The sequence below is a fragment of the Paenibacillus sp. NPDC056933 genome, from assembly GCF_042674385.1.
Lineage (GTDB): Bacteria > Bacillota > Bacilli > Paenibacillales > Paenibacillaceae > Paenibacillus.
Genome location: NZ_JBHUQN010000001.1, coordinates 1830126 through 1849449, shown reverse-complemented (window position 1 = coordinate 1849449; position 19324 = coordinate 1830126). Strand labels below are relative to the sequence as shown.

17 protein-coding genes are annotated in these 19324 nt (G+C 45.6%); 1 reads left to right on the top strand and 16 read right to left on the bottom strand.

Translation table 11 applies throughout. From position 1 onward, the window contains the following. Positions 1–199: 199 nt before the first annotated feature. From ACFTRD_RS08530 to ACFTRD_RS08515, 4 genes are all read right to left on the bottom strand, one after another. Complete coding sequence (locus tag ACFTRD_RS08530) at positions 200–1516, bottom strand: ABC transporter substrate-binding protein (protein WP_379378807.1); 1317 nt, start codon at positions 1514–1516, stop codon at positions 200–202. 172 nt (positions 1517–1688) lie between these two features. Then, a complete protein-coding gene (locus tag ACFTRD_RS08525; protein ID WP_379378805.1) occupies positions 1689–2540 on the bottom strand; it encodes a response regulator transcription factor in 852 nt (283 codons plus the stop codon). A 23-nt stretch (positions 2541–2563) separates the two neighbouring features. After that, positions 2564–4384: a cache domain-containing sensor histidine kinase gene (locus tag ACFTRD_RS08520; RefSeq protein ID WP_379378803.1), complete on the bottom strand. Its 1821-nt coding sequence runs from the start codon at positions 4382–4384 to the stop codon at positions 2564–2566. 182 nt (positions 4385–4566) lie between these two features. Then, positions 4567–5334, bottom strand: coding sequence for a helix-turn-helix domain-containing protein (locus tag ACFTRD_RS08515; RefSeq protein WP_379378801.1), 768 nt, complete (start codon positions 5332–5334; stop codon positions 4567–4569). 152 nt (positions 5335–5486) lie between these two features. Between ACFTRD_RS08515 and ACFTRD_RS08510 the strand changes: the two genes are divergently transcribed. Continuing rightward, the gene (locus tag ACFTRD_RS08510) at positions 5487–7763 is read left to right on the top strand and encodes an FAD-dependent oxidoreductase (RefSeq protein WP_379378799.1); all 2277 of its coding nucleotides are present in this window, start codon (positions 5487–5489) and stop codon (positions 7761–7763) included. A gap of 91 nt (positions 7764–7854) precedes the next feature. Here ACFTRD_RS08510 and ACFTRD_RS08505 read toward each other — a convergent pair whose 3' ends face one another. From ACFTRD_RS08505 to ACFTRD_RS08450, 12 genes are all read right to left on the bottom strand, one after another. Next, positions 7855–8643: an acyl-[acyl-carrier-protein] thioesterase gene (locus ACFTRD_RS08505; RefSeq protein WP_379378797.1), complete on the bottom strand. Its 789-nt coding sequence runs from the start codon at positions 8641–8643 to the stop codon at positions 7855–7857. A gap of 57 nt (positions 8644–8700) precedes the next feature. After that, on the bottom strand, positions 8701–9561 hold the full coding sequence (locus ACFTRD_RS08500) for an AraC family transcriptional regulator (protein ID WP_379378795.1): 861 nt from the start codon (positions 9559–9561) through the stop codon (positions 8701–8703). Positions 9562–9730: 169 nt separating this feature from the next. Further along, the gene (locus ACFTRD_RS08495) at positions 9731–10279 is read right to left on the bottom strand and encodes a glutathione peroxidase (protein WP_379378793.1); all 549 of its coding nucleotides are present in this window, start codon (positions 10277–10279) and stop codon (positions 9731–9733) included. A gap of 172 nt (positions 10280–10451) precedes the next feature. Continuing rightward, a complete protein-coding gene (locus ACFTRD_RS08490) occupies positions 10452–11261 on the bottom strand; it encodes an HAD family hydrolase (protein WP_379378791.1) in 810 nt (269 codons plus the stop codon). Position 11262: 1 nt separating this feature from the next. Continuing rightward, positions 11263–11793 carry a DUF6886 family protein gene (locus ACFTRD_RS08485; protein ID WP_379378789.1) on the bottom strand — a complete coding sequence of 177 codons (531 nt, stop codon included), beginning with the start codon at positions 11791–11793 and terminating at the stop codon, positions 11263–11265. A gap of 31 nt (positions 11794–11824) precedes the next feature. Continuing rightward, positions 11825–12304: a GNAT family N-acetyltransferase gene (locus ACFTRD_RS08480; RefSeq protein ID WP_379378787.1), complete on the bottom strand. Its 480-nt coding sequence runs from the start codon at positions 12302–12304 to the stop codon at positions 11825–11827. 60 nt (positions 12305–12364) lie between these two features. After that, entirely contained in the window at positions 12365–12847 is a 483-nt protein-coding gene (locus ACFTRD_RS08475) for a hypothetical protein (protein WP_379378785.1), read from the bottom strand. A 206-nt stretch (positions 12848–13053) separates the two neighbouring features. Continuing rightward, positions 13054–13497, bottom strand: a complete 444-nt coding sequence (locus ACFTRD_RS08470) for a GNAT family N-acetyltransferase (protein WP_379378783.1) — start codon at positions 13495–13497, stop codon at positions 13054–13056. 65 nt (positions 13498–13562) lie between these two features. After that, positions 13563–14066: a DUF1648 domain-containing protein gene (locus ACFTRD_RS08465; protein ID WP_379378781.1), complete on the bottom strand. Its 504-nt coding sequence runs from the start codon at positions 14064–14066 to the stop codon at positions 13563–13565. Between the two features lie 260 nt (positions 14067–14326). Then, a complete protein-coding gene (locus ACFTRD_RS08460) occupies positions 14327–15184 on the bottom strand; it encodes an MBL fold metallo-hydrolase (RefSeq protein WP_379378779.1) in 858 nt (285 codons plus the stop codon). A gap of 476 nt (positions 15185–15660) precedes the next feature. Next, positions 15661–16728: a beta-galactosidase BglB gene (gene bglB, locus ACFTRD_RS08455; RefSeq protein WP_379378777.1), complete on the bottom strand. Its 1068-nt coding sequence runs from the start codon at positions 16726–16728 to the stop codon at positions 15661–15663. A 35-nt stretch (positions 16729–16763) separates the two neighbouring features. Then, positions 16764–19319 (bottom strand): hypothetical protein, encoded by a 2556-nt coding sequence (locus tag ACFTRD_RS08450; protein ID WP_379378775.1) that lies wholly within the window; start codon positions 19317–19319, stop codon positions 16764–16766. Between the last annotated feature and the right edge of the window lie 5 nt (positions 19320–19324).

Sequence of the window (19324 nt, the reverse complement as noted above, 5' to 3'; positions counted from 1 at the left end):
TTAACATCTGTTCTGGATTTAAGCATAACAAGATGTCCTTTAACATTTAAGGAACATAACCCTGTACCTGGTATCACAGATATATGTATTTCAGCAGTGCCTTTCGGGAGGAAAACAACATGGAATCGTTCTATTGCTTATATAGAAAAAGCCGCCCCAATGGGGACGGCCTTCGGTCTCAGTGCATTTACATTACATTCTATTGATTCTGCTTCAGCCAGTCATTATGGCGTTTGACCATGTTCTGAACCGTAACTTCGGCAGTCTGGTTACCAAGGAAGAACTTTTCATACTCCTGTGCACGCAAATCGACTACCTCTTGCGCAATGCTGCGGACAAACGTAGGTGTCTCGTCACCGTACAACACGAATTCCAGTGACTCTTTGTCATAAGAATTGGCATAATCACCGAGCAGATGATCAATGGCAGTCTGCTGATCAACGGCATTCGAGGAAGGAAGACGCCCACCCGCAGCCATCGGCATCATTCCCCCATCGGCGTACCATTTCAGAAACTCCCACGCGGCTTCTTTATTTTTCGACTTGGAATTGATAGCAATAAAGTCACCTAGTCCCCCGCTCTTCACCATATCTGCTTCCTGTGCAGCCAGTCTCGGTACAGGAGCAAAGGCGATTTTCCAATCCCGCGGGAACTCGGTCATATTGTTTGATGTGCGGATCAGCCATTCGCCGATATTAATCATGGCAGACTCACCGCCAAGGAACATGTTTTCCACCGGCATTTTGGAAGTCAGCTGCTCTCCGAGCGGAGGGGTAGTTGCATCCTCCTTCATCATTCCGTTCAACGTCTCCAGCCATTTGGTAACGAGTGGATCATCGAGGTTGGACGTACCGTCTGCCTTAACATAGCCGTTCTTCACCAAAACGGAATCGAGCGGGTCCACATAGGAAGCGGTATGCTGAACCAATCCGTACTTGAAGCCAGCGGTTTTCAGTTTGAGCGCATATTCACGGGCTTCATCCCAAGTCCAGGCTGTTGGTACGCTCAGTCCGGCCTGATCAAGCGCTTTCATATTTAAGGCGAAGAAGGCAGCATTTTTCTTGGTCGGCATCCCGTAATATTTGCCGTCCACTTTCCACGAAGCCGCATCTTCTCCCATTTTCTCATCAATGTTGTAGTCGGTGAACTCGCCCAAGTCCAGTGCTGTCCCGCCCTTGATACGTTTATCGAGATTCGTGAGGGTATAGTTGACATACAGGTCAACGTTTTGCCCGGTGGACAGCGCCGTGTCCAGCTTCAGGTTGCCATCATCATCATTCACAAACCGCACATACTCCACCTGAATATCAGGATGCTCCGCATTCCAGGTATCCACCACTTCCTGCGGACCATTCTCGGGCGGCACCGCGCCCCACATCGTGAGCTTCACTTTTCCCGCAGCCGCTCCACCTCCGTTATCTCCACCGTTCGTCTCATTTTTACCAACACAGCCGGCAAGCAAGCCCAGCATCAGCGCACCCACGATTAATCCGGTTAATCCTCTTTTGATTCTCATCTGGTCACATGACCTCCCTGAATTGAAGTGAATGTACCTTCCGTTACATCGTAGCAGGGATCTTCCTGGGTTCATAAGGTACATATCCATGATTCGAATTGAACAAAAATACGGATTTACCCTTCCTTGCCTAAGCACTCGGTACACATATTCCTTCTATTCATCCTGTGAGTCACGAGCGGTGGCGATACTGACTGGGCGTGCAACCGGTCCAACGCTTGAATATTTTAATGAAATAATTATCGCTTCCGAATCCCACCCGGTAACCAATCTCCTGTACAGGAAGATCCGTTTCACGCAAGTATCCAGCCGCTTTCTCCATCCGTACCCCATGTAGGTAATGAATCAGGGTATAGCCGGTTTTCTTTTTGAACAAAGCACTAACATAATTCTCTCCCATCATCACATATCGTGACATGGATTTGACGGTAATATCCTGGTCGTAATGCTGTCCGATGTACTCGATAATTTTGCTAATCTCCGGATGCTTCACCACCAGCTCACGAACAGGTGTGAACGGAAGATCAGTCTCAGACGGGGGCGCAGAAGAGACCGTCAGTGAAGTAGGCGAATCAGGTGTTGATGTGAGAATCGGTGTAGAAGGCGGCACTTCATGATGATCCGTCTCTGTCCTGGCTTCAGCCGAAGCTCCCAGTTCCGCACTTATTTTACGTAGTGTATCCCGCAGTGAATTCACACTCATGGACAGCTTCAGAATATAATTCGAAGCCCCGTATTCCATCGCACGACGTACATATTCGAACTCCCCCATACAGGTGAGCATGACAAACTTGGTTTTTAACCCGGCCTGGCGGGTCTGTTTGAGTAATTCAAGACCATTCATACCCGGCATGACAATATCGGTCAGCACCAGATCCGGTGTATCCCGTATGATCATCGCCAGCGCTTCGGTCCCGTTACCGGATTCTCCGATAACCGTGAAGCCCAGCTCTTCCCAGGAAATGATCTCTCGCACCGACTCTCGTACGAATACCTCATCCTCTACAAGCAATACTTTCCACATTCCAGATTCCCCTCTCCAGTCGTCTAGTCAGACCGCTTCTGTACATAAGGCGTCGACAATAAAAAAGGAATGCTGAACCTAACTAATGTCCCCGGCTTGGTATCGATCACTTCAAGTTTACTTTGACCTTTGAACAATAAACGCAATCGTTCCCTGAGGTTGGACAGGCCGATCCCCGGACGCGTCCGGGTTACCTGCAAACGTCGAGATTCCTCCATGCCGATTCCGTTGTCTGCCACCTCCAGCATCAGTGTTCCTGTGTCTTGCCTATAAATTCTGATACGGATCTGCCCAAGCTGCTCCAGTGGCCCGACACCGTGGTGAATTGCATTCTCCACCAGTGGCTGCAAGCTCAGCTTAGGCACCAGCGCATATTCCAGCTTATCGTCAAATTCACAAGTCACTTCAAAACTATCGCGGTAACGAATCCGCTGGATATGAAGGTAGGCTTGAACCAACTCGATCTCATCCTTCAGGTATACCAATTCGACCTGTGAATTCAGGCTGACCTCCAGTAATTTGCCCAAAGAAACACACATCTCGGAGATCTCCTCATTCCCGCTGCGGATCGCACTCCATTTCATTGTGTTCAATGTATTCAGGAGAAAGTGAGGATTCATCTGAGCCAGGAGCATATGAAAATGTACCGCTTCCTTCTGGCGTTCCTCCGTCTTGAGTCTGGCAATCATCTGATTGGCATCGTCCAGCATCGTATTAAACGTACGTGTCAGTTCCAGCACTTCGCCACGGCTGTGGCCCTCAGGAATACGAATCTTGAGGTTTTTGCGGACAACCTCCTTCATCTGTTTCTGTAGATGCGACAAAGGGCGCGTGAACGTCGCCGAGATCATAAAAGCCATCAGCACAAATGCTCCTGTGAATCCGAAAAAGGTCAGAAAGTAACGCTGTTTGAGTTCGGATATCTCTGTAAAGAGGATCGATAGCGGTATCCGATTCACCATATACCAGTCCAGTGATTCGATATATACGTAGTTAATCAGCGTATCCGAAGCTGGATCGGTCAGATAAGCCTCTGCCGGATGTAGAGCTATTTCACGCGTAACCTCCGGGGAGAGGGCAGCAGTTTGGGATGAACGGGCAATAGTCTCCCCACTACCCGTAATAAGATAATACTCCTGGTTACTCTGTGAATCCTTCAGCATGGTCTGAAACCAGTAGGAATAATCGATGCTAATTCGTGCCAGTCCGTACCGTTTGCCGCCGCTATCTTTCATGTATGCATACAGTGACAAGAGGTACGGGCTGGAGGATAACTCCCTGAGCAAAGGGTTAGTATCTCTGGCATCCCAGCGATAAAAAAGTTCTTCCGGTTGAAGCGGGTGTGAATCCGCACCACCTTTTGAAATAGTTATTTCCCCAAGACGCTCGCGGAATTGTTCCAAATAGGGGCCGTACGCCAGTGCTTTTTTGGGCAAATACGAAGTGTAAACGCTATCACGAAAATCCAGCAAGGTAAAATACACGGAAGGATTATATAGAAAGAAACTGTTGTTGATCATCTTGAACTTTTCTTCCACCAACGACTTGTTCTCAAGCGGCGTACGATTGTCCGGGGAGGTTAACACACTTCTTACCGCAGAATCCTGTTCCAGAAAAATGAGTGTCTTGAAGGCAATGCTCATCTGGTCCTCCAGAGAGCGGTACATCTGTACCAACTGCTCATGACTTTGCTCACTGATTTTCTGCTCGACCAGCGATTCAATCTGCTGATAATTGTAGACATTCAATGCACTGAACGGCAAGAGAATCAACACCACAAACGCACCGAACAGACGGTACCTGAGCCGCTGTGGCAACCAACTCTTCCAATGTGGCTTCTTCATTCCTTTGTGCTCGCTCCCCTACAATTAATGTCCCCATTATAGCACCTGCCTGCCATTTACAGCCGGAGTCGAATGATTTGCATGGATTTGTGATATTCGTTGCCTGCATTCATGTGAACTACACAGATATGTTCTATTCGTGTAAGAAATGGATGGATGATTGGATGAATGGAACCCTTTTCTCATACTTGATGTCGTCTCCGGTATTCCGAGGGGCTAATCCCCAACGTGGATGAAAATACGCGGCTCAGATAAAATCCGTTCTCATACCCACATCTCTCCGCAATCTGCGTAAGGGTCAGACGGCTATCTGCCAACAAGGCTTTTGCTTTTTTGAGACGGATCGCTTTCAGATAATCGGATGGTGTTTCTTGAAAGGCCTCCCGGAACCTTCGGGTGAGCTGAACTGGACTCAAAGCCAAATGTTCGGCCAATGCTCGGAGACTGACCGCCTCTCCTGCCCAGTCCTCCAACAAAACTGCCGCTTCAGCCATGAGAGCATCCTCCGTGAACTTCCGTTCCATCAGCCTGCTCTGTCTACGCTCCCAATTATACAGCCGCCACAAATCCATCATCAGATGGGTCTTCCATCCTGTTGTAGCCTCATCGTTGTCCTCGCTCGCCTGACGCAGATAGGCATATGTTGAAGCCAGACGCTTCGTATCATTAATCTGCGATTTTCCGATTGGCGGCAGAAGGTACTCACCCTCTGCGGCGTTACAACTGAACTGCATATAGTGAAACGTCAGTGGGGTTACCGTCTCTCTGCGAAAAGGAACGCGGGGCGGACATAACACCAGATCAGCAAAACCCGCCTCTCCTGTCTGTCCACCTATATCATACCGAAATACGCCCTCTTCAACGGCAAAGACCACCCAAGCATCGTAGATATCTTCTGTCAGATCAAATTCAGCTTTCTTCTTCCAGTAGATGTGATTAAGGAGGTCCATGATACACCTGCCCTTGTTGTGAAATAAAGTATATGCTCGATGATAATATAGTGCATTTGAAAAGTAAATATATAGAACTAATATGAAATTATAGATATGAAATATGAAATCTTAGCTTAGGCTCATCCATATTCAATGAGAGAGGTGTTCGTATGAAGCACGAACTCGTTAAACCGGATATCACCGTCATCGGGGGCGGGCTTGCTGGCGTATGCGCTGCCATATCTGCTGCCCGTCTGGGCCAACAGGTCGCGCTGGTGCAGAATCGTCCTGTACTCGGCGGTAATTCCAGCAGTGAAGTACGCGTGTGGGTCTGCGGCGCTACCGCCCACGGGATTAACCGCTATGCCCGCGAGACTGGCATCATGGGAGAACTGTTTGTAGAGAATCAGTATCGTAATCCGGAGGGCAATCCTTATCTCTGGGACTTAATCATTCTCGAAGCCGTTCGAGCAGAATCCAACATCCGTTTGTACCTGAATACCGATGTACATGAAGTAGAAGCCACAGGAGATGGAGAGGAACGCATGATCACCTCTGTTACCGGGTGGATGATGGGTTCTGAGCGCAAAATCCGATTTGAGAGTCATATCTATCTGGACTGTACGGGGGATGGATTGGTGGGCTTCCTAGCTGGAGCCAAGTTCGCGCTAGGCCGGGAAGCCCGCAGCGAATATGGTGAAGAATGGGCACCTGAGGTGGCCGATCAGATCACGCTGGGCAGCACACTTCTCTTCTATACCAAGGATACTGGTGCACCTGTCCATTATATCCCGCCTTCTTTTGCCAAGGATATCACGCAAACTAGTATTCCGATTCGCCGGGTCATTCGCAGCGGGGATTCCGGTTGTCATTACTGGTGGATTGAATGGGGCGGTGAACATGACACCGTTCATGACAATGAGCTGATCCGTGATGAACTGTGGTCCGTGATCTACGGCATCTGGGATTATATCAAGAACTCCGGCAAGTTCGATGCAGACCATATGACGCTGGAGTGGATCGGTTCTCTGCCTGGCAAAAGGGAGTACCGCCGCTTCACGGGTGACTATGTGCTCACCCAGAACGATATTATCAGCCAGCGGGAGTTCCCGGATGCTGTTGCCTTTGGCGGCTGGTCCATTGACCTGCATCCCCCGCAGGGCATGTACGCCGAAGCGAGCGGCTCGAAGCATATGCATGCCGATGGCGTATATCACGTGCCGTTCCGCTCGCTGTATTCCGCGAATGTGCGGAATATGCTTATGGCCGGACGCGACATCAGCGCATCGCATGTCGCCTTCGGCACGACCCGCGTCATGGCCACATGCGCGGTCATCGGCGAAGCCGCAGGTACGGGCGCGGCGCTCTGCGCGGCCATGGGGGTGTCGCCGCGCGAGCTGCACGCGAGGCATATGGCGGTGTTGCAGCAGACTTTGCTGCGGCAGGACGCTTCCATCATCGGGGTACGTAGCCGCGATGAGCTTGATCTGGCCCGGCGTGCCAAGGCTACAGCCTCCAGCACGCTGACGGGCATCGCTCTTGAGCAGCCTGACGAAACGTACCCGCTGGGTGCGGACGCCGCCCTGCTGCTGCCTGTGCATCCCATGCTCAGCCGCTTGGAGATGCTGCTGGATGCATCCAGCGATACCGCGCTGACGGTAGAGCTGTGGGATACGGGGCGTAAGGAGAACTACGTCCCGCATACGTTACAAGTTACGGCGACTGTTAACGTTACAAAAGGAAATGCACAGTGGGTGGAGCTTCCGCTCGAATGGCACCCGGAAGAACCGCAGAATGCTTTTATTATCATCCGGGCGAATGAAACTATCTCCCTCTACCATTCCACGGAAGCACACAGCGGGGTACTGATCTTCTTCAGAACAGAAGAAAACCACGTGTCCACGAATCTGGAGGATCATGCCACGGATCAGCCTGTCGTATTGTGGTCCATGCAAGGGTTGGCGCGTCAGCCATTCTGCTGTCGTACTCTCTCCATTAGCGATGCTTACTCGGCGGGTCAAACGATCAACGGTTACCATCGCCCTTTCGGCGGGCCACAGCAGTGGATGTCGCAGCCGATGCAGTCTGGCAAGCCGGAATGGGTGCAACTGACATGGGAAGAGTCACAAACCTTGGCTGAACTGCACTTAACGTTCAATGATGATGTGAACGAGGATCTGGTTAATTTGCACCACCATCACACGACATTCCGCGTCATGCCTGAACTTGTGCGCGATTATCGAGTCGAGGTACTCGCTCTGTCTGGCGAGTGGATCGAGATTATAAACGTAACGGAAAACCGCAGAAGAAAAGTCATTCATTCCTTAGATACACCTGTGTATGCACAGGCGCTTAAGGTAAGCATTGATGCCACCAATGGCAGCAGGTACGCGGAGTTGAATGAGATTCGGGCGTATGGGGAGCCAACAGTGACAGGCAAGAGCTGAACGCATAAAGCAATGGAATAACCCCCATGAATTCCCCATGAATTCTAGGGGGTTATATTTAATTGTCGTTCAGCATTCTCCTAATTTAAATTTAGGTAGTTAATTCATTTAATTCCTCAACGGGCGGAGTCGCGAAACCCCCAAGACTCAATTTGGCCTCAAAAATAGTACTTTCATGCTCCGCAGCCAATCTACCTCGGACCCACACAGCTCCATCCGTAACAGCTGAACGCTCGACGATCATCTTCTCCTGCATGCGAATCTCACGATGATATGAAATTTGCAGACGAATTATGCCTGCGGCCAGTTCATTCAATGTTAATGCATCACAACATACGTCAGCATACCGAGCATTGTTCATGTGCCCATTACTGTCCGTGCTACTGTATTGTACAGTTAGACGATATTGTTCCTGCAAGCTGAGTTCAGAGGGAACCGTCACTTTGGCAGGCGGTTCACCCAATGATAAATCGGGATGCGATTTCACTTCAAAAGGCAGAGCGGATGGTCTGATGACCCTGCGTTTCTTCAGATCAACCAAAGCCCACGCCGTGCGAGCCTCAGCCAGATGTGTTCCTGATGTATCTGTAAGGATATAATCCCTTAACCATGTCACGCCTTTATTTTCTTTGTGCCACGTCTGCAAGGATACTTCTTCTTCCAATCGGGCTGGACGCAATATCGTGACATCTGTCGTTAACAACATCCAACCTAATCCCTGATCCAGCATCTGCGACACGGTAACGCCCATGCCAGCTAAATCGCGGTCTGCTGCCAATTGCATATGTTCCAGCAAAGCCGATGGACGACATTGTGATCGGTAGTCTGCATCGGCTGATCCAATCCGGTAATGAAGCTTGTATGGTTGTTCAGATTGCATGTGAGTAAACCTCCTCAGGCTGGGCAACTTGTAAAATTTCTGATCCGTAACCCCACATTAATGAAGCGTTCGATGTATACGACTGCGATACTGATCAGGTGTGCACCCTACACTTTGTTTGAACATTCGACTGAAATGGGACAAACGTTTGAACCCTGCCGACCGGCTGGCTTCTGTCACGCTGATATCCGGCTGGAACTGGAATAACAGCTTGGCCTGATTAATGCGACGATCATACACATATTTAAATATGGTGCTGCCCGTCATTTCTTTGAAAAGTCCTGCCAAATAAGGCTTGGACAGATGAAGCTCACTTGCCAGATCATCCAGGCCAATATCCTTCATATAATGGGTCTCGACATAACCAATGATATGCTGTACATGTCGCTCCTTCTCGGAAGAAGGGCTGTGTTCCTTCACACTGCCTTGGCAAATCCCGGCGATAACATACAACAGATCACATAAACGAACGTTCATCCGTTCCTCTTTGAAATCCCCCGGATTTACCGTAAGCTGATGAAGATCCAGCAGCAGGGCTTCGAATTCGGAGCGGATATTCCCCTTCAGATTGATTCGGCAATTTCTTAATTCTTCGAACGGCTTAAGTAAGTCACTGATCCGGTCCGGGTGCAAACTGCTGCGGATGGCCGAAGGGTCAAAATGCAATGTTGTTCGCACATAAGGTCTGCCAGGCAGTGGGTGTGGCCGATGAAGGGTCATGCCATGCATGAGAACCAGATCACCCGGTTCAAGATTATATACTCGATCCCCAATGAGATAAGTGCATTCTCCATCATGAAAATAATACACCTCGTAATGCGGATGCGAATGGAATCCGTCCGATACTCCAGGGTCATATGTGCTGGTAGAGCGGTAGCTATATTCCAGTGGAGCACTAAATTGCATCATACTGGGCATGTTCAAGCACCTCCTGTTCTGGAGAGGTTTCTTTCCATTTTACCTGTTTCACATCAGCTCGGATAGTACTGGAGCAGACTTTAAAATATAGAGGGCCATGCATGTCTCCGTGTACGGTACATGTCATGGCCCTTTGGGATTGTAAAAGAATGATTACAGTAAATGATATCTAAAGAAGCTGTTCAATACTCGCCTGGATCTCGTCAATCGAGTCAACAGGTTCAAAACGTTTTACCACATGCCCATTAGCATCAATCAGAAACTTCGTAAAGTTCCACTTGATTGCATCCCCATGCAACCACTCCGGTGCTTTGTCCGCCACCATCAGCTTCAACAACTTTGCTTGCACATCCGTCTCATCAAAGCCTGCAAAAGGGCCTGATTTCTTCAGGAAGTCATACAGCGGATGTGCCGTTTCCCCATTGACATCCATTTTGGAGAACATGGGAAACTTCACGCCATAGTTAATCTGACAAAAGGATTCCGCCTCTTCGCTGCTTCCCGGTTCCTGTTCGGCAAACTGGTTACACGGGAAACCAATGATCTGAAGCCCTTGCTCCTTATATTGGTCATAAAGCTTCTGCATGTCATCGAACTGATGCGTGTACTTGCATTTGCTCGCTGTGTTCACGATGAGTACGGGTTTTCCTTCGTATTGATAGAGCGGGAAACGTTCTCCACTCGTTTTGGTTACGTTAAAGTCATAGATGGTTGGCATAAGATTGGTGCACCTCGCGATGTTATGTAGTTGTACAGACTTATATGAATTTCTATTATATACGAAATAGAAGATTCTGTATCGTAAAAAAGCCGGATAACTACCATAGCGTTAATCAGTACATCCATCTCGTTATCGGATTGATATCGTTCATCCCATATTTTAAAATTATTCAAATCAACATCCGTTCCAACACTCTCGCAACTCCGTCAGAATCATTCGTATCGGTGATTTCTTTCGAGAGAATCTTCAACTCTTCAATTGCATTGCCCATAGCTACCGACCAGCCACATATTTCAAATAGCCCGATATCATTAAAATCATCACCAAAAACCATTACATCTTCAAGTTTTATTTTCATTGCCTTACATAAAATTCTCAATGCATTTTCTTTGGATGCTTTGATTGATGAGATTTGAACAAGATTACCACCGTCAGTTACCAAAACATTTAATCTGGATGCAAACTTCTCTCTGAGAAAATCTATATCCTTGAATCCCGTAAAAAGTATTTTTGTTGCAGCAATACCTTTGAGCTCTTCTAATGATTTTATCGTTGGATTTTCTTTAACTCTCATAAGCGTTGTATAATCATATTCTTTTAAACTAAACCATTGATCCTCCACTTCAAGGCTTAAACCCAGTTCATTGTTAATCTCCATGCCAAAATTTATTAACTCAGCAGTGATCGCAGGGTCTATGTGTTCACATTGTTGAATACCAGTGTAATTGCAGTGGATATAGCCTCCATTGTAATATATAAAAGAACCGCTATGGAGCAATTCCTCAGGTAAAAGCAACCTTACTGATCTTGGCGGGCGTGCTGTAGCATAGATAAACCTGATCCCTTGTTTAGAGCATGTCATCATTGCCTCATAATTTCGTTTCGAAATTTGTTTATCTGCATTGAGCAATGTTCCATCCAGATCTAATACTATTATTGGATATTTTATAGAAATCCCCCCTATAATACTTAAATTCACGCTATACTTCCGTTGCATTGCTGAATCTATGTACCCCAAATTCCTTGAAGTCTGATTGAAGTATCGCTTCTCTTAGAGGGTACAGATTGGGAGTAAATCGGAGTTCGATTCCTTTCTTAAATAATCTATCTATTAAACCATCCATTCGGTCTATATGTAGAGGCTTTGTAACCTGATAAGAAATATAGTATCCCGCCGTTAGATCAAAGAGTTCAAAATTGGTGTCATCGAAATGATACCTATACATGATCTGATTCTTCATCCTCGAATACCATGAACTTTCAACCGTAATGATGATATTTGCATTAGAATGTTTAAAAAACTTCTCATTATTCTCATCACTTATCGTGTCAGTCTTCTTACAGACGATTCTCGGGCAATCTCTTGGAAAGTAATATGAATATTCATGCTCTTCATCAATGGCCCACACCACTGCTGGAAAATCAGGTCTGTTTTGTTTCTCCCGCGGAATAAAGACTTGGATATCTGAAACCTCGCTAAAATGATAAAGTATACAATCACCTCTCTTCATTTAGTGATTCTTAAGCCTCGGAAAAATGTTCTTACATTCCAACAGCATTCCACTTCCCGTCACATAAAACGACAGAGGTCTCAATTTGTCTTTCGGGAACGTTCCAGTATTGAGTTAATAACTGCTTCTTCTCATCCGATGAAACTAGGGTAAAACCATTTTTTAAATAAAATTTTATAGCCCATTCTGCGGAATCCCAGGTTCCTATTAATATCGGTTTATCGGTTGACGCCACCAGATGAGCCAACAGCTTTGTGCCTATTCCGCTCCCCCGTTGGTGAGTTCTTACATATGCGTGCCTGATTAAAGCAACATCGCCTTTATCTTGAATTCCCATGACACCCCATAATCTATGATGATCTTCAAAGCCCCAAAACACGACGCCATCACTGATTTCCTGGTTCAATTCTTCCAATGACATATAGGGTTCATGATAGCGATCCTCGGGAATTACACCCTGGTATGCCTTTGCTGCATCATTAATGATCTCATATATTGCATCCGTATCCATATTGCTGCACGATCTGATCATGGCATACGCCTCCTGAAGGTTCATCGTTTAGTAATTGGACTACCGTAAGGGATATATTAATTCAATAGGTTCATTTATCAGTTCCTCTTTGAATATATAATTGTGATCTGCTCCCACAATACATAGAATTCTCTTACCTGGATTCGAATGATAAGTGTTTTTCACGCGTTGAATCATAATTTGATTTCGCACGATCCACCTGAAGTTAATTGCTTTTGGGTTAATCTGATCCAACCATTCATATTTTTGTTTAGTCATCTCATCAAACGCATCCGAATTAAAAGGAATCGATCCAACGTCATGTGTATTCATTTGTTTAGCAAACCATTCATCATCGATCTTCTCCAACGCTTTACGCTGCTCTTCTGAGAAGCCGTTAAAGGGATCAAAATCATTCCAGACATCTAACTCAAACCAGTCAATAGGCACAAACTCGATATTCCGTTCTTCGCATAATGGAAAGATAAGCTCCCAATACTCACTGGCCGGCTCTCCCCAGTATCCCTTATCATGTTTATCCATGATATATTTCTCCCAGCTTTGGGGATGTACTTCACCACAGATCATATCCGGGTTGAACTCTGTAATCAGGTCCTCATACAAGGTAAGTGAACTATTATACTTCTCTCTTAATTCTTGATTATGAATCGTCCCCAAGATTCCAACGACCGTCATATCATTTCTCCTTTGTAGATGTTAAATAATGTTGCTGAGATTCCTATGTAAGTCTATAATCTTTTCTTCAAGAAATACTGAATAATTCCTTCCGGGTATTCATCTATCATTCCAAACACTTCATAACCCATCTTCTTGTAAAATCCAGGAGACTGATAAGAAAATGTACTTGTGTGCGAAAGTTTGCAGCCCTCACTAACAGCAATGCTCTCTGCTTGCATAATTAATGATTTCCCATATCCGTTTTCTCTGTATTCTTCATCAATCCAAAAGTTATCAATATATAAAGTATGGCAGTACGTAGCACAGAAGATCCCACCTACTGCTTTGCCTGTCTTATCCCTTAGAAACAAATTGATGCTTTTTCCAGGTTTCTTTAACAGACCATTTGTTTCTCTTAAATTGTATTGATACAGATTGCTACAGACAGCATGGTAATCCTCCTCATGATCTTCAAATACAATTTTCAATTCATCGTTAACAGTAGGGTTATTCATTTTTTACGTCCTCACGATTTCATCAGTTTTGTCTTCACTTCTTGAATCAGAACATAGTCTAAACATTATTTGAGCTTGAATGATCTGTACATAAAGAAACCTATGGAACTAAATAAAATGATAATGAATATAACAATAGGCAACCAATGATTATGAGTAACTTTGTCCGCACTTGAAAACTCAATGATCATCCAACTGATATACATAAAAAATACGGATATCTCCGTCTTCATCAGATTAATCATGAGCCGTGCATTTTTATATTGCCTCTCCGCATTTCCCATATTTAAATTGAGGTAATTATACGTATGAGGATACTTCTCCAGTTGCGAAAGCCCAATCCATAATATAAGGCCAATGACTAAGGGCAGCCACACTCCCCATTTTCCTCCCCAGCCATCAGGCTCCCCCTTCATATCAAAATGAATCGGGATCTGATCCGGTAAGGTCATCCATTGTTGTAAGCAGTATACCGTACCAATAATAAATAAAAGGATGGTTGTGATATCTAAAGTTTTTTCGAGCAACGTTTTGGGGATGAGTATCTTTGGACGATCTTTGATTTCCAATTTTCCACCTCTTCTCTGGTTATACGTAGTATAATTACATGTTAACAAGGATTAACCTCTTTTTCCAATGATTTCTGAACACCTGTGAGGAATGAAAGCATAAGCAAAAAAGGCGCCTTTGCAGGCAGCCTTTTACTCGTTATACCCTTATTTATGAACGGAGAGAATGAACTTCTCCAGCGATTCTGTATTGGTAATGCTGTAATTACATCCTTGGTTGTGAACAGGCAATAATCCTTCTTTTGTGTCGACGGACTCTTTTATTTCGTTGCTTTTGATTGTAATATCTGATCATTCACGAATCCCTGTAAGAAGAAAAGCTCATTGTCATTTGCTGTTCGATCATTGGCTGTTTCAAATCGCTCGATCGCTTCTTCTATGGATGTACCTTTCACAGCATCATTGGCTGAGATGAGCTCTCTCCAAAACGTATCCATTTCTTCCACGTCACAGATCGACTCATGACCAAGCAAGAAATGAACGGCTTCATATTGCTGAATGTCCTCAATCATAGGTAATAACTTGTCTTGCTTAATATGATATAGCGAATTTGTAGTTGTGTTGTAAGCACTGTCGCCCAGAAAAATGACCTTTTCATCCGGAATATATACAATGGTTGAATCATCCGTATGTGTACTTCGAATGGTTTCCAAAATACACACTTTATTTCCCAAATCCACATGAAGTGTTTTTTCAAAAATGAGATCTGGCGAATTTAGTTTAAAGGTGTCTCTGTCCGGTATTTCATGTTGTATCGTTTCCATGCACAGTGTGTTCATCTTCTTGGAATCCACATACTCTTGAAGAGAGCGGTCATCGTAAGAATAGTTCCGCCAATCATTCATCTTTTGGTTTGTTAGACTATTCATAATAATCGTAGCTCCGTATTCATTCATTCCTAAAAAATGATCCCAATGGGCATGAGTGATGACCACATATTTAACGGGCGGAACGTTTAACTTCTCTATCTCATGTAAGAAATCCCTTGCATGTTGAACCGAATTTCCAGCGTCAACGACAAGGCTGTATTTATCACCGCAAACTAACCCCAATGTCGGTCTTTCTTTATCATTTTGGTTAGATAGATAATAGATGGATTCACTTAATTGATTTAGCATGTTCATTCTCCTCTATAATAAATTCTTGATCCATAAGAGAGAAAATCTGCATGCTTTTTTAAATCAACATTTGGATTTTCTCATTTTATTTGTTTACCAATGGAATCACCTCCTTTTTTCCTCTCATAGACTCCGAATTATCTTGTTTTTACATTTGTTATTTATGTACACTTTCGATCATCCATATGTAAGTTTAACCGATTCGTAAGGACATTTCTATAATTTTCCTCTTATATAATTATCTTCATTAAAAAAATAGATGGATCTATATAAGTTGAACTAAACATTTACACGAGAACGGAGAGGACAAAAATAACCTGAAAAGCGGAGCTAAAAGCTTTGTGAAAGAAAACTGCCTCGAAAGTATACGCTTCGCCTTTATCCCCGGATGTTCCCTTTTGAAAAAGGGAATCCAAAAAAGGAGAACACAGGCATATTCATGCCCATATTCTCCACACAAGCCCGCCTTTTATTATTCAGGAAGCTGATGTATGCAATCCCTCAATTAAAATGAATAACGTAAGTGCCTGTCCATAACCCATCGGACTAATCGGTATATCTTTATAAAACTGGGCATCCTGCCCCACCGGAGTTCCGTAGGACACCTGACGTACAACTCCGTTATCATCAATTTGCTTCAACACCGCTTCAAGGGCCCTCATGCCGGTCTGGCGATAGGACTCGTCCAGATAGCCGTACCGGATTCCCTTGAGGATACCGTATCCAATCGCTGCCGTTGCGGAGGTTTCTTTGTACGAGTCCGGATCATCCAGTACGGTGTGCCACATCCCATCCTCACTCTGAAGCTTGCTAAGCGCTCTGACTTGAGCGGTCGCTGTATCCAACAGATAGGCCTTCAGCCCATCTTCAATGGGGATGATATTAAGAAAATCCATAACCCCCGCCGTATACCATGCATTGCCTCTTCCCCAATGAACAGCACCATAGTTATGATTTTCGTTGAAATCCCAGCCGTGATAGAACAGTCCGGTTTGTTTATTATATAGGTATTTAATATGCACAAGGAATTGCCGCTTGGCTTCCTCCACATAGGCTGTTTTCTTAAAATATACCCCAGCTTTGGCCAGAAATAATACCGTCATAAAAAGGGTGTCAATCAGAATTTGGCCATCATTGGCATCTCCTGTGATCATATGCTGGAATGCACCGTCTCCGGTTCGTAACAGTTCGTCCATAATCCAGCTGCTCCATTCTTCACAGACACGTTCATATTCCTTGCTTCCGGTCAGTTCGCATAGTGAAATCAAAGTAAGCAGCGGAGCACAGGTATTCACATTTTTTTCCGGTAACCCTTCCATCAGCCTTGCATTGTACCATGATTCGAGAAATTCCAGCACCTCGGCATCCTTCGTTGCTTCATAGAGCTGAAGCAGACCATAAAGGCCGACACCTTGCGGCCATTCCCATAGGTGGATGTCGATTAGTCCAATGGGAAACTGTTCGTTGATGCTTGTATTTTTCATCGATTTCATCGCATCGGATACCCTGCTTATTTTCTCCAGAAGCACTTCTTGATTCGGCATTATGGCTTTCACTCCCTAGATTTATTGCTCACCATTCAACGTTTGATGTCCTGTAACTGCAGCTGTCCCCTTACGCCATATCCGTCATGTACAATTTCCTTTCCTTGAATAAGAAAAGGCTTGTTCATTCCCCACTGAATGGAACCGTATATCGAATCGGTCAGGCTGAGCGTCAGAGAAGTACTGTCGAATTGCGGGCTGGAGGAACGAACTTGGTTTATAAAATGGCTAAATGATCCGAATTGCAGTTCGTTTCCTGCTCTGATGATCCAGGCGTTACGCAATCCAGGAGAAATAAGCTCACGCTCTTTTGTCACCCCATTGGTCTCCATACTCGTCCCGTTGGCCGCATATAGAGCCACATATCCTTTATTCAGACGGGCAAAATACCAGTTCTCATGCTGCACCCACTCTGTGAAAAAGCTCGTAGGAAAATAAGCATGTGTCCAATCCGAAGTCTGATCTGCTGGGATATCAAACATCATCAAAGCGATCCCCTCATGCTGAACAACGTCAGGCAAAATCCCGTTTCCAGCCCAAAAGCAAGGCCGGCCATCCCCATGTTTGTATATTTCTGCTGGATGATTCACCCAAATCTGCGCTTCAGGGGACAGAGACAGATGATTGACATGCTCCTGATAACCTGGCTTGCCTGGACGAAAGCGAATGATTGAGGATAGAGCGTATTCCTCTGTCCGATAATGATAGAGCTTGGCGTAACCTCCCTTGCCCTGCTGATTGGCGAACACCAATTGCTGATTTTCCGTAAGTATCAGATGCTCCTGATATGCTGTTGGCGGAATGTAATCCGATAAACTCAAGGCAACATTGCTGATTGAATAATTGTTTACATGACCGATGCCATAACCGATCCAGCACATTGAAGTCGTTCCCGCAGCATAACTGCCCAGCAATTCCTTCTCATAGCTGCGGCCGAACGTTGTAGACAAGACGCCTTGATGCATCTGGACGGTAATATAATAGAATAACAGGTCCATTGCTTTTTTTGCTTGGTGTCTTAGCTGCTCATTATGGGCAAATTCATAAATATGCAGCAGCCCAACGGCATCAATAGGAATGTATGCACTGGAATTCCATTCTGCCAATCCTTCATCCAAAAAGCGCTCAAACCATAAGGCAAGCCTCTGCTCTGCTTTTTGACGGTGTACTTCACCGGATTCACCACTGTTGCTGAACGTTTCATCTCCAAACAGCTGTCCCGCTAACAGCTCATTGGTATGGAACAACAAGGCGTGATTTTCACTGAAGAACCACATTACATCATCGCCAGGTTCATCAATCCAATATCGATAGCCCAGAATACTTGCTTTTACCCGATCCCAGAACGATTCACTGAACAAACCGCTATTCCGTTCATCTCTCCAAAGACGAAACAGTCCCACCAGATAGAAGTCACTGCAATCCTTCCGTTGCTCGATCCCTTCCACTCCATCAAGCAAAAGCTTCTCCGCTTCTTGCAGATTGCCTTCTGTCTTCAGCATGGCGATGGCCTTATGAATGTTAGGACTGCCCTTCTCGGCAATACATCGCAGAGCCAGGGATTTGCGGGATTCAATATCTGCGGCTTGCTGAGCAGCCTCATCATAGCTGGTATCGTAGGATTGACAGCCGAACTTCTTCGTCAGTACTACGTTTGAAACTGAAATAGTCAGCGTGAAGTATACGTAATGATGGCCGATTTCATTGGTATGTCCCAAAACCAGGTCCGTTTCCCTCTCGGCTATGTGTATCGTTTTGTTCTCCGTCCCGTCAAAAAAATTGCCATATTGAATATCAGCCTCTTTAACGATGTCCGGCAAGGGAAGCGGCAGCTTGAGCTTAATCTGCTCACCTCTAAAGATATCTGTAGGAAAATAAGCCTGCTCTAAGGCTCGTTCTGCGGATTGGACAGGCTCCACCAAATGAGGAGCAAGCGGCAGAGAAATATCCAATTCTTCGTTTCCAAGGTATTCTACTGCAAAAGCATACATGGTATCTCGCTCAGCCAGGTCCTCCCAGCAGGCATAGATCTCATTGACTCCCGCTACAAGCACAGCATTAATAACGATTTCCTGCTCCTTGTTACGAATGAGCGGCGCAAAGTCCGTCACCAGTTCCCCATTGATCCACAATGTCAGACTTCCATAGGTTTTAATCCGGAATGAGGCCGTATGGGTGGTCGAAGAGACGAGACGGGTTGCCGCGTAGCTGCGCAGATGTGTCGGTACAAACCAAAATCCTGACTTCTCCACCCGTGGATTATTCCAGGGAGAATACAGTGCCCAGGGCATCCCGTTCTCTTCTCCACTGAAGGCGTCTCCCGGGCTGGGAAACTCGCTCCATTGATCAAAAAACCGGGTCACAGCCTGCGTTCTCCTATTTTCGACAAATTCCTGTCTGCAAGGGTTCTCATGAATGGAGAAACCATCGATAAGCCAATCATTAATATCCCCCTCCATCGTTGTTGGAACAAATGCAACAGGCTTCGTATATATGCCGCTAATGATCCAATGATTAATGACTTGGTTGTGGCCTAATTTCATAGGTCTGTAATTCAAGGTGTGCATCTTGCCCCTGGTGGTGTCTGACATCCAAA